Origin of the sequence: Streptomyces sp. HSW2009 (assembly GCF_040240285.1) — a bacterium.
GTDB lineage: Bacteria > Actinomycetota > Actinomycetes > Streptomycetales > Streptomycetaceae > Streptomyces.
The window spans coordinates 1-11,561 of sequence record NZ_JBEHZD010000230.1; the positions used below are offsets into that span (position 1 = coordinate 1).

Below are 11,561 nucleotides of genomic sequence, written 5' to 3' on the forward strand. Positions count from 1 at the left end.
GGGGGGGGGGGGGGGGGGGGGGGGGGGGGGGGGGCGGGGGGGGGGGGGGGCGCCGGCGCGGGCGGGGGGGGGGGGGGGGGCGCGGGGGGGGGGGCGGCCCCCCCCCCCCCCCCGCCGCCGGTCGAACCGTGGCGCGGGAGCGCTCAGAACTTGTTGCGCGGGGTGATGCCCAGGGCCAGGCCGGCCAGGCCGCGCTGGCGTCCGCCGAGCTTGCCCGCGATGGCGCGCAGGGCGCTGCCGGCGGGGGACTCCGGGTCGGTGAGCACCACCGGCTTGCCCTCGTCGCCGCCCTCGCGCAGCCGTACGTCGATGGGGATGGCGCCCAGCACCGGCACCGTCGCACCGGTCGTGCGGGTCAGGCCGTCGGCGACGGTCTGACCGCCGCCGGTGCCGAACACGTCGACCATCTCGTCGCAGTGCGGGCAGGGCAGCCCGGACATGTTCTCGACCACGCCGACGATCTTCTGGTGGGTCTGGACGGCGATGGAACCGGCCCGCTCGGCGACCTCGGCCGCGGCCTGCTGCGGCGTCGTGACCACCAGGATCTCCGCGTTCGGCACCAACTGGGCGACCGAGATGGCGATGTCGCCGGTGCCGGGCGGCAGGTCGAGCAGCAGGACGTCCAGGTCGCCCCAGAAGACGTCGGCCAGGAACTGCTGGAGCGCGCGGTGCAGCATCGGGCCGCGCCAGACCACCGGTGTGTTGCCCGGCGTGAACATGCCGATGGAGATGACCTTCACACCGTTCGCCGACGGCGGCATGATCATGTTCTCGACCTGGGTGGGGAGGCCGGTGGCGCCGAGCATGCGGGGCACCGAGTGCCCGTAGATGTCCGCGTCGACCACACCGACCTTCAGGCCGTCCGCGGCCATCGCCGCGGCCAGGTTGACCGTCACGGACGACTTGCCGACGCCGCCCTTGCCGGAGGCCACCGCATACACCCGGGTCAGCGAGCCGGGCCTGGCGAACGGCACCTCGCGCTCGGCCCGCCCGCCGCGCAGCGAGGTGGCCAGCTCCTTGCGCTGCTCATCGCTCATCACGTCGAGCTCGACGCTGACCGAGGTCACGCCCGCGACCTTCGCCACCGCATCGCGCACGCCGCTGGTGATGGTGTCCCGCATCGGGCAGCCGGCGACCGTCAGATAGACCGCGACCGCCACCGCGCCGTCCGGCGCGATCTCCACCGATTTGACCATCCCGAGCTCGGTGATCGGGCGGTGGATCTCCGGGTCATTCACCGTCGCGAGCGCTTCGCGGACCGCCTCTTCGGCGGGAGCGGCGCCGTGCGGGCCGGTCGTTTCGGTAGCCATGCCCCGATGGTACGGCGCGGGCCCAGCGCTCGGGAAAGCCTGTGGACGGTCGCCTACCTCACGCACCACCGGGGCCCGTGTCGGGAATAGCCGGGCTCTCCCACGGATGTCCCGTACCGTCCACGACGGTTTGCCCGTACGCGCCCGTACGCGCGCGTGCCCGGCTGTTCCCTCAGGGGCCTGCCCCGGCCCGTACGCGTGCCGCGGGTGGGCCTTCCCGCCCGCGCGGCCTCGCGCCCGTACGCGCGTGCATGCGGGTGTTCTCCGGGCCTCGGGTCTTCCCCGTCCGGCCCGCGCCCGTACGCGCGCGTGCTCCAACGTGCCCGGGCCCCGGCTACCGACCCTCGGTCTCATCCGGCGCAGGCCGCTGAACGGCGCTGGACCCGGTCCGCCGGGGCGCGGCGTCGCGGCGGTGCGGGTGCGCGGGCGAGGCCGAGGCGTGGCCCGGTGCATGGCCCGGCGGGTGAGCGGGGCGCTGTTCCAGCTCCCGCACCAGGCTTTCGAACTCCGACCTGATCCAGTCGCGGGTCGCCACCTCGCCGAGGCCGAGCCGGAGCGCGGCGATCTCCCGGGTCAGGTACTCGGTGTCGGCGATGCTCCGTTCGTTCTGCTTGCGGTCCTGCTCCAGGTTGACCCGGTCGCGGTCGTCCTGCCGGTTCTGAGCGAGCAGGATCAGCGGGGCCGCGTACGACGCCTGGAGCGAGAGGGCGAGGGTCAGGAAGATGAACGGATAGCGGTCGAAGCGCAGGCCGGCCGGGACGGTGGTGTTCCACACCACCCACAGCACGATGACCACCGACATCCAGACGATGAACCGGCCGGTGCCCAGGAAGCGCGCCGTGCGCTCGGAGACCCGGCCGAACGCCTCCGGGTCCCAGCGGGGCAGCAGGCTGCGCCGCGGCTCGCGCGGCTGGTCGAGTCGGACGCGTTCACCGGCCATCGGCCACCTCCGGCAGGCCGGGCACGACCGCGCCGTGCAACTCGCGCTCGCGCCAGTCGTCGGGCAGCAGGTGGTCGAGCACGTCGTCCACGGTCACCGCGCCGAGCAGCGCCCCGCCGGCGTCCACGACGGGCGCGGCGACCATGTTGTACGCGGCCAGGTAACTGGTCACCGCCGGCAGCGCGGTGTCCGGCGGCAGCGGGCTCAGATCGTTGTCGACCAACGCGCTGACCAGCGTGAACGGCGGGTCCCGCAGCAGCCGCTGGAAGTGCACCGTGCCCAGGTAGGTGCCGGTCGGCGTCTCGTCGGGCGCCCGGCACACGTACACCTGCGCGGCGAGCGCCGGGGAGAGGTCCGGGTTGCGCACCCTGGCCAGCGCGTCGGCCACCGTCGCGTCCGGCAGCAGCACCACCGGTTCGGTGGTCATCAGCCCGCCCGCGGTGCGCTCCTCGTACGCCAGCAGTCGGCGCATGTCGGCCGCGTCCCGCGGGCGCATCAGGGCCAGCAGCCGCTCCTTGTCCTCCTCGGGCAGCTCCGACAGCAGGTCGGCCGCGTCGTCCGGGTCCATCGCCTCCAGGACGTCGGCCGCGCGCTCCTCCTGGAGCTTGCCGAGGATCTCCACCTGGTCGTCGTCCGGCAACTCCTCAAGGACGTCGGCGAGCCGGTCGTCGTCGAGCGCGGCGGCCACCTCGGCGCGCCGCTTGGCCGTCAGGTGGTGCAGCACGTTGGCCAGGTCGGCGGGGCGCAACTGCTCGAAGGTGGCGAGCAGGTTCTCCGCGCCCTGCCCCTGCTCCTCCAGCGCGAACCCGGTCACCGCCGACCACTCCACGGTCAGCGCCTCGCCGGACCGCCGGACGCTCCCCGGCCACCTGCCGCGCAGCGCCGGGGGCTTGCCGCGGCGCACGAAGACCTTGTCGATCTCCCAGTCGCGGCGGGCCGGCAACTGGGCCACCGCCACGTCCAGGACGGTCACCTGCTCACCGGTCTCCACCAGCGTCACCCGGCGGTCCAGCAGTTCGCCGAGGACCAGGGTCTCGGTGGGGCGCTGCTCGAAGCGGCGCATGTTGACCACGCCCGTCGTGATCACCTGGCCCGACTCGACGCCGGTCACCCGGGTCATCGGGAGGAAGATCCGCCGCCGGCTGACCACCTCCACGACCAGGCCGAGCACGCGCGGCGGCCGGCCGCCGAGCCCGAGCATCGCCACCAGGTCGCGCACCCGGCCCACCGGGTCACCGTTCGGGTCGAACACGGCGACACCGGCCAGATGCGAGACGAACACACGCGGGGCTGCCGCACCCATGCCACGCGCCTCCTTTCACGGACGTACGGGCTGTGACGGACGTACAGGCTTCAACGGATGTACGGGTCGCCCACGGCCGGCTGTCGGCGCGCGGGGGTGATCACCCCGAGTACCTCTGTATACCTCCTGATATCACTGAATATCGGTTGATAGCCCGCTGGCGGCGCCCTTCGGTGGCGCGACCTTCGGCGACGGGCCCGCCGCGTACGGCCCGCGCAGCGGCACCGGGCGCGCCAAGGCGTCCCCGAACGGTGCCGAACCATCGGTTTCCGGCCAAGCCTGCGACACGCCGCCCGGCCGGTGGTCACGGCCGGTCCGTTCGGGCCCGAGCGCGCCGTCAGCGCGTGCGTACGGCACCGGTACGCTGCCCCCTGCATCGGCATCGGGAGGCAGAGCGGACGTGCGCACCTGGAAGACGGCCCTCGCGGCGGCGACGTGCGCGGGGCTCGCCGCCGCGACCCTCGCCGGATGTGGCGGCGACGGCGGTGGCGGGGGCGAGAAGAAGGACCCCGACGCGGGCACCAACGGGGTCGGCAAGCTGCCCCCGAAGCAGATCGAGGCCAGGGCCAGGCAGGCCGCCCAGCGCGCCGCCGCGGTCCGGCTGACCGGCAACGTCGTCAGCAAGGGCCGTACGTACACCCTCGACATGCGGCTCAAGGACGACGGCGGCTCCGGGCGGGTCTCCACCCAGGGCAGCACCTTCCAACTGCTGCGCATCGACAAGGAGCTCTACCTGAAGGCCGACGCCGACTTCTGGACGCACGAGCAGAACGACGGGGCGGCCCCGGCCGGCGACGGCAGCGCGGACGGCTCGGGCAGTACGGCTGGCTCGGGCGGTACGGGCGCGAAGTCCGGCACCAAGGAGGACCTGGCGGCGGCCAAGAAGCTGGACGGCAAGTACGTGAAGGTGCCGGCGGGCGACCCCTCGTACCAGCAGCTCAGCGGGTTCACGGACAAGGTCATGCTGCTCGACGGGCTGCTCGGCCTGCACGGCCAGATCACCAGCGGCAAGCGGGGCGACGTCGGCGGCGTGCCCACCATCCGCATCACCGGCGACCAGGGCAACGGCGGCGCGCTGGACGTGTCGCTCAAGGGCACCCCCTACCCGCTGCGCCTGCACCGGGCCGGCGGCGCCGGCGTCATCCAACTCGCCGACTGGAACGAGAAGTTCGAGCTCTCGGCGCCGCCGAAGAAGGAACTCGTCGACTACGGGCAGCAGTTGCCGCAGAGCGACGGCTGAGCCGTACTTCCCGAGCTAGCCGTACTGCACGAGTGGGCTGAGGGCGCCGGGTGCGGCGCCGCGCTGGCCGAACCATGCGCGGCGCCGTCGCTCAGCGCGGGTCCTTGCGGGGGTTCTTGCGCGCCCGGCGGCGCAGCAGCTTCGGCAGGGCCTCCGGCATCGGCTTGCGGGTGACCGCGGGGCTCGGGACCGGCTCCGCGGCCAGCGAACCGTCCGGCTGGGCGGCGACCTCGGCGTCGGCGGGTTCGAGCCGCAGCACCCGGCAGGCCCGCGCCCAGCGCTCGATGACCTGCTCGGAGTCGACCGCGTTCAACCGCTTGGGCTTCAGTTCGGCGACCGCGGCCTCCCAGGCCGGGCTGCGCGGCGCGAGCTCCACCACCCGGGCCGTCCAGCCCACCAGCCGCCCGCCCTTGTCCTTGCTGCGCACGGTCACTGCGGCGGTGCCGCCGTCGGTCAGCCCGAGGCCGTCGAGCGGCTGTTCCATGAGCCCCATCCCAGCGGCCGGGCCGGCGTCGTCGGGGTCCGGGGCGCCGGTGCCGTACGAGCCGACCACGGTGGCGGCCCCCTCGTGCCACAGGTGCCACAGCGGCCTGGGCGCGCTCCGGGTGGCGCCGGCGGAGCCCAGCACCCAGATCAGGCCGGACTTCTTCGTCGCCTCTTCGATCAGCGCCCGATCCGTGAGGGCCTGCTCCACGCTGTGCGTCATGAACCCAGCTTATGGGGTGGTTCCGCCCCCACCAGTGGGCCGGCCGCCCCATCGGCCCGCGTCGCACCGGCCGCCGCACCGGCCCCGTGCCCGTACGGCCGGCGCGCGGCCCTGCGCGGCACCGGCCCGCGCCCCATCCCGAAACCGGCACTCGGGCCGCCCCCACCCACGCCCCCACACCCCAGCCCCTCACACCCCGGCCGCCCCGCCGGCCCAGCCACCCCCAGCAGCCTGCGGTAAACATCAGTACCGTCCCGTCCCCGCACGCCTTACGCTGTCTCGCGTGCGCGTTCGACTGGCTGGCCTGGCGAGGCCGCGTAGCAGCGTTCCCCGAACCACGGCAGCCGGCGCCGCCACCGGTGCGGCCGGGGGCGGCCGCGGTGGCGGTCGCGTCCCCGTCGACCTGGGGCTGCTCGGCGTCGCCATCGCCGGCATCTCGCTGTCGGCCCCGCTGATCGCGGCGACCGCGGCCCCGGCCCTGGCCATCGCGCTGTGGCGCAACGTCATGGCGCTCGGCGTGCTGCTCCCGGTCGCGCTCGTACGGCACCGGGCCGAGCTGCGCACGATGGGCGCACGCGCCGGCTGGCTGTCGGCCGCCGCCGGCGTGCTGCTCGCCGTGCACTTCGCGGTGTGGCTGCCGAGCCTGCACATGACGTCCGTCTCGTCCTCCACCGCACTGGTGACCACCACGCCGATCTGGACCACGGTGCTGCTCAGACTGCGCGGCCACCGCTCGTCGGGGCTGGTCTGGGCCGGCATCGGCGTCGCCTTCCTCGGCGTGCTCCTGCTCACCGGCGTCGACCTGGCGCTCTCCCCGCGCGCCCTGGCCGGCGATGCGCTGGCGCTCGCCGGCGGCATGGCGGGCGCCGGCTACATGCTGGTCGGCGCCGAGGTCCGGCGCACCGTGAGCACCACCGCCTACACCTGCGTCTGTTACGCCACCACGGCGCTGGTCCTGCTGGTGACCTGCCTGCTGGCCGGCGTGCGACTCGGCGGCTACGACGGTACGACGTGGCTCAAGCTGGCCGTGCTGACGGTGGCCGCCCAACTCCTCGGCCACTCGATCATCAATCGGGTGGTCGGCGGGCTCGGCCCCACCGTCACCGCCACCGGCATCCTCCTGGAGACCCCGGGCGCGGCCCTGATCGCGGCCCTGTGGCTGGGCCAACACCCGCCGGCCGCCGCCTATCCGGCCCTCGCCGTCATCCTGCTCGGCCTGGCCCTGGTGGTCATCGACGGCCGCAGCAAACGCCCGACCTGACCGGCCGGGGAGCGGCCCGTACGGGGCCGGGAGACCCGTACGGCCAGGCCGCAGACCGAGCCCCCGCTACAGCCAGCCGTTGCGCTTGAAGCCGCGGTGGATCGTGAAGCAGATGCCGACGATGAGCGTCAGCACCGCCGGATAGCCGTACTTCCAGCGCAGTTCGGGCATGTGGTCGAAGTTCATGCCGTACACGCCGCAGATCATGGTGGGGACGGCGATGATGGCCGCCCAGGCGGTGATCTTGCGCATGTCCTCGTTCTGCGCGACGGTCGCCTGGGCCAGGTTGGCCTGGAGGATCGAGTTGAGCAGGTCGTCGAAGGAGAGCACCTGTTCGTTGACGCGCGCGAGGTGGTCGGCCACGTCCCGGAAGTACTTCTGGATGTCCGGGTCCACCAGCCGCATCGGCCGCTCGCTCAGCAACTGCATGGGCCGCAGCAGCGGCGAGACGGCCCGCTTGAACTCCAGCACCTCGCGCTTGAGCTGGTAGATGCGGCCGGCGTCGCCGCCGCGCGCCGAGCCGCGCCCGCTCTTGGCGGCGCTGTTGGTCGCCGAGAACACGTCGATCTCGACCTCGTCGATGTCGTCCTGCACCGCGTCGGCGACCGCGACGTAGCCATCCACCACCTGGTCGGCGATGGCGTGCAGCACCGCGGACGGGCCCTTGGCCAGCAGATCGGGATCGTCCTGGAGCCGGTGCCGCAGCGCCCGCAGCGACCCCTGCCCGCCGTGCCGCACGGTGACGATGAAGTCCCGGCCGGTGAAGCACATCACCTCGCCGGTCTCCACGATCTCGCTGGTGGCGGTGAGTTCGGCGTGCTCGACGTAGTGAATGGTCTTGAAGACGGTGAACAGCGTGTCGTCGTAGCGCTCCAACTTGGGGCGCTGATGGGCGTGTACGGCGTCTTCGACGGCCAGCGGGTGCAGCCCGAACTCCTGGGCGATGCCGGCGAATTCACGCTCCGTCGGCTCGTGCAGACCGATCCAGGCGAAGCCGCCTTCGGCCCGCACCCTGGCCATCGCCTCGGTCGGGCTGACGTGCTGGCTGACCCGCTTGCCGTTGCGGTAGACGCCGCAGTCGACGATGGCGCTGGTGACCGAGGGATCGCGGGTGGGGTCGTAATCGGGTGTGGTGTGGCCCCGCCGCAGGGCGGGGCGGACGGCTGCGCGCAGGTCACGAATCATCGACATACGGACTCCTCAGCGGGCCGGTCGTCAGCGGCGAAGCGCGGTACGCAGCGCGGTCCGGAAAGTGGACGTACGGTGCGTCTTTGGGCCGTACGTCCGCAAAGCGGACGGCGCTCCGCGTGCTAAGCGCTGACGTGTTCCGCACGGCGGAACACGGGAACACGGAATGAAGCGGATGACGCTGCTCTTCCGTACAGATGGCGCGGGCGCGAAAACTTCCTCAACTTTCCTCCCCGGCCCGGGGTTTCCCCTCGAACGAGCCGGGTACGGAAGGGTGCAGATCACACAGCAGAGGAGTGCATCCCGAGCAGGAGGACGGGAGAACAGTCGGTACTGCGAGGTCGACTCGGGTCCACCGCAGCCCCACCTCCTCCGGCCGGTCCCCCGTAGGGGACAACGTATGTCCCTGATCAGGCGCCAAGGCTACCAGGGGCGTACGACAGCGGCGTGCCGCTTTGCCGCTTCGATACGGGTTCTATGCTCGCCGCATGGCGAATGTTCTTGAGCTGGTCGAAGCCCGGTTGCAGACGGCACTGGGCAGGCCCGACGCCCGCGCCGCCATCACCTTCCTCGGTACCGAACGCATCGAGGTGCTGCGCTTCGTCGACGGTTCGGGCGCCGATGCGATCGTGCGCTACGCCACGCTCGGCATGTCGGGCCAGCCCATGGCGGACCCGGCCGACCCGCTCGCCGACCCGGTCCGCGGGCCCCGCGCCGAGTTGCTGCTCACCGTGCGGGCCGGCCGCGCCGACACCGACAAGGTGCTCAGGCCGCTCGCCGTACTCGCCGCATCGCCGCAGGTGGAGGGCGTCATCGTGGCGCCGGGCGGATCGCTGGACGTGGGCGAGCCGCTGTGGCCCGGGGCCCCGTTCTCATCGGTCCTGGTGGCTGCTTCCGGCGGGCTGGTGCCCGACCTGGAGCTCGATGCGCCACTCGACCCGGTGCGCTTCCTGCCGCTGCTGCCGATGACGGCCAACGAGGCCGCGTGGAAGCGGGTGCACGGAGCCGAGGCCCTGGAGTCCCGCTGGCTCGCGGCCGGCACGGACCTGCGCGACCCACTCCGCACCGCGGTCACCCTCCAGGACTGACGCAGCGTCACATCTCTTGCGTGGCCCCTGTGGATGGCGGGCGTACGGCTACGTCCCTGGGGCCGATGGGGCGTGTGGGTGTGGATGCGGGTGTGGGTTGCTGTTGGGGGTTCGCCGGGGTGGCCCTTCGGTTCTGGCCCTACGGGCCGTAACTGGCGCTGTACGTGCGTCAGTTGACCGAGGCTGTGCGAGGCGGCCCGGGGCGGGGTGAGGTGGGGCGTTCGACGGTCGGTGTGGGCGCGGAGCGTCGTACCGCCGTGATGTCGGCGCCGGGCAGGGGCGCGAGTGCCGCGGCGGCGACGGGGGGCAAAGAGGGCGTCGAAAGCGAGGGGCGTCCCCGCTCTTCGCTCTCGGGCGCCAGGTGCGGGCGCCGGATGGGGGCCGCGGCGGCGCCTTCGCGCGCGTTGCGCACGACCTTCTTCCGACTCCCTCGCCTCGTGGGGGATCGGTTCGTGGAGAGCGATGCTGGCTACGCCCATGAAGTGAGCGAGGCTAATTGATGCATGATGCACTCAGTTCTGCCTGGCGGGGCGGGCCGGACGAGTGATCGTCCTTGACGTGGCGACCGGTGGGGAGGACCGTTGACGACTATGAGGGGCGAACCCAGTTGCCCGAAGTGCGGTGGCCGGGTGCGGGCGCCCGGTCTGTTCGCCGACTCCTGGCAGTGCGGGGTGCATGGAACCGTGCACCCCCTCCAGCCGGTCGTACCGCCGAGCGTCGAAGCACTCGCCGTCGTGGTCAGCCGCGCCCAGGTGCCGGTCTGGATGCCCTGGCCGCTGCCGGTCGGTTGGCTGTTCACCGGTGTGGCCTGCGCGGGCGACGACCGCAGCGGCGGGCGCGCCACGGCCGTGGCCTGTTCGGGGCCCGGGCCGCTCGGCGGTGCCGGCGAGATGCTGCTGATCGCGGAGGAACTCGGAGTCGGACTCGGCGCCAGGTACGCGGGGATCGACGGCCCCGACCCCGGCCCCGGCATGTGCGTGGACAAGCCCCCGCACGCCAAGGTGCTGGCCGCCGGCCGGCCCACCCCGCTGTGGCACGTGGCCGGCGCCCCCGACGACCGGGCCGTCTTCGCCGGTGAGGCCCGCGGCCTGTGGCTGTGGATCGTGGTCTGGCCCGAGCAGGCGGGGCTGCTGCTGTACGACGAGTTCGTCCTCACCGACCTGCGGGACGCCGGCGCCGAAGCGGACCTGCTGCCGTGCGGGGCGCTCTCGCCGCGAGTGCTCTCCTGACGACGGCGACCGGGCCGTCGAACCTGCCGCCCCGGGGCCGCAGGCCGCGCGCGTACGACGCCTGTGGCCGGTGAACCGCGTCCGGGCGGACGGGTGGGCGGATGGTCGCGCAAAGCAGGCGCGGGCGGGCGGACGGGCGCGTCTGCGCGCACCCCACCGGGCGGTCGTGGCGGCGTGGGTGGGGGCGCCGAATCGCCCCGGTACAGTGAAGGGCGTCCCCGTCCTCCCCGTCGACCGCCTTGGAGTCTGCGTCGTGCGCATCGACCTGCACACCCACTCCACCGCGTCCGACGGTACGGACACCCCTGCTGAGCTGGTGCGCAATGCCGCGGCCGAGGGGCTTGACGTCGTTGCGCTGACCGACCACGACACGGTCGCCGGTTATGCCGAGGCGCGGCGCGCACTGCCCGCCGGGCTGACCCTGGTCACCGGCGCCGAGCTCTCCTGCCGGCTGCGCCTGCCGGCCGGCGCCGACCCGGACGCGCCCGCCGACGGGATCAGCCTGCACATGCTGGCCTATCTCTTCGACCCGGCCGAGCCCGAGCTCGCCCGCGAGCGCGAACTCGTCCGGGACGACCGCACACCGCGCGCCCAGGCCATGGTCGAGAAGCTGCGCGCGCTCGGCGTACCCATCACCTGGGAGCAGGTCGCCCGGATCGCCGGCGACGGCGCGGTCGGCCGGCCCCACGTGGCAGCGGCGCTGGTCGAGGCCGGCGTGGTGGCGACCGTCTCGGACGCCTTCACCGACCAGTGGCTCGCCAACGACGGCCGGGCCTACGTGGAGAAGCACGAACTCGACCCGTTCGCGGCGATCCGCCTGGTCAAGGCGGCCGGCGGGGTCACCGTCTTCGCCCATCCGCTGGCGCTCAAGCGCGGCCAGTGCGTACCCGAGAGCGCGATAGCCGAGTTGGCGGCGGCCGGTCTCGACGGCGTCGAGGTCGACCACATGGACCACGACGAGCCCACCCGCGCCAGGCTGCGCGGCCTCGCCGCCGACCTCGGGCTGCTGACCACCGGCTCAAGCGACTACCACGGCAGCCGCAAGACCTGTCGGCTCGGCGAGTACACCACCGACCCGGAGGTCTACGGCGAGATCATCCGCCGTGCGACCGGTGCCTTCCCGGTGCCGGGCGCCGGTGGCTGAGCCCGTACGCGCTCCGTAGCCGCCCCGGCGCCCGCTCGGCGCGCCGGCCCCGGCCGCGCCCCGTAGCGCCCGGCCGCCCGTAACGTCCTCGCCCACCGCTGACCCGTGCCGCCCATCGGGCCGCGCCGCGCCCGCCGCCGGGTGGGGCACGC

The 11,561-nt window shown here is 73.5% G+C and carries 10 protein-coding genes; 5 read left to right on the top strand and 5 right to left on the bottom strand.

Annotation, left to right across the window (positions count from 1 at the left end):
- Positions 1 to 143: 143 nt before the first annotated feature.
- The 3 genes from AAHZ94_RS18070 to AAHZ94_RS18080 all read right to left on the bottom strand — a co-directional run bounded on the left by AAHZ94_RS18070 (position 144) and on the right by AAHZ94_RS18080 (position 3,553).
- Positions 144 to 1,310 (bottom strand): Mrp/NBP35 family ATP-binding protein, encoded by a 1,167-nt coding sequence (locus AAHZ94_RS18070; protein WP_349993992.1) that lies wholly within the window; start codon positions 1,308 to 1,310, stop codon positions 144 to 146.
- Between the two features lie 334 nt (positions 1,311 to 1,644).
- On the bottom strand, positions 1,645 to 2,250 hold the full coding sequence (locus tag AAHZ94_RS18075; protein ID WP_349993993.1) for a DUF1003 domain-containing protein: 606 nt from the start codon (positions 2,248 to 2,250) through the stop codon (positions 1,645 to 1,647).
- Positions 2,240 to 3,553 (bottom strand): magnesium transporter MgtE N-terminal domain-containing protein, encoded by a 1,314-nt coding sequence (locus AAHZ94_RS18080; protein WP_349993994.1) that lies wholly within the window; start codon positions 3,551 to 3,553, stop codon positions 2,240 to 2,242. Before AAHZ94_RS18080 ends, AAHZ94_RS18075 begins: the two co-directional genes overlap by 11 nt.
- A 400-nt stretch (positions 3,554 to 3,953) precedes the next feature.
- Here AAHZ94_RS18080 and AAHZ94_RS18085 point away from each other — a divergent pair, with 400 nt between their 5' ends.
- Positions 3,954 to 4,793, top strand: coding sequence for a hypothetical protein (locus AAHZ94_RS18085; RefSeq protein ID WP_349993995.1), 840 nt, complete (start codon positions 3,954 to 3,956; stop codon positions 4,791 to 4,793).
- Between the two features lie 91 nt (positions 4,794 to 4,884).
- On the opposite strand, the gene AAHZ94_RS18090 is transcribed toward AAHZ94_RS18085, so the two are convergent.
- Positions 4,885 to 5,499: a hypothetical protein gene (locus tag AAHZ94_RS18090; protein ID WP_349993996.1), complete on the bottom strand. Its 615-nt coding sequence runs from the start codon at positions 5,497 to 5,499 to the stop codon at positions 4,885 to 4,887.
- A 283-nt stretch (positions 5,500 to 5,782) separates the two neighbouring features.
- Between AAHZ94_RS18090 and AAHZ94_RS18095 the strand changes: the two genes are divergently transcribed.
- Positions 5,783 to 6,760, top strand: a complete 978-nt coding sequence (locus AAHZ94_RS18095) for a DMT family transporter (RefSeq protein ID WP_502964705.1) — start codon at positions 5,783 to 5,785, stop codon at positions 6,758 to 6,760.
- A 66-nt stretch (positions 6,761 to 6,826) separates the two neighbouring features.
- Here the strand turns inward: AAHZ94_RS18095 and AAHZ94_RS18100 are convergent, their stop codons facing one another.
- Positions 6,827 to 7,951, bottom strand: a complete 1,125-nt coding sequence (locus tag AAHZ94_RS18100) for a magnesium and cobalt transport protein CorA (protein ID WP_349993997.1) — start codon at positions 7,949 to 7,951, stop codon at positions 6,827 to 6,829.
- Positions 7,952 to 8,436: 485 nt separating this feature from the next.
- Here AAHZ94_RS18100 and AAHZ94_RS18105 point away from each other — a divergent pair, with 485 nt between their 5' ends.
- From AAHZ94_RS18105 to AAHZ94_RS18115, 3 genes are all read left to right on the top strand, one after another.
- Entirely contained in the window at positions 8,437 to 9,036 is a 600-nt protein-coding gene (locus AAHZ94_RS18105) for a suppressor of fused domain protein (RefSeq protein WP_349993998.1), read from the top strand.
- A 590-nt stretch (positions 9,037 to 9,626) separates the two neighbouring features.
- Positions 9,627 to 10,265, top strand: a complete 639-nt coding sequence (locus AAHZ94_RS18110) for a DUF6758 family protein (protein ID WP_349993999.1) — start codon at positions 9,627 to 9,629, stop codon at positions 10,263 to 10,265.
- A gap of 253 nt (positions 10,266 to 10,518) precedes the next feature.
- Positions 10,519 to 11,409, top strand: a complete 891-nt coding sequence (locus tag AAHZ94_RS18115; protein ID WP_349994000.1) for a PHP domain-containing protein — start codon at positions 10,519 to 10,521, stop codon at positions 11,407 to 11,409.
- Positions 11,410 to 11,561 lie beyond the last annotated feature (152 nt).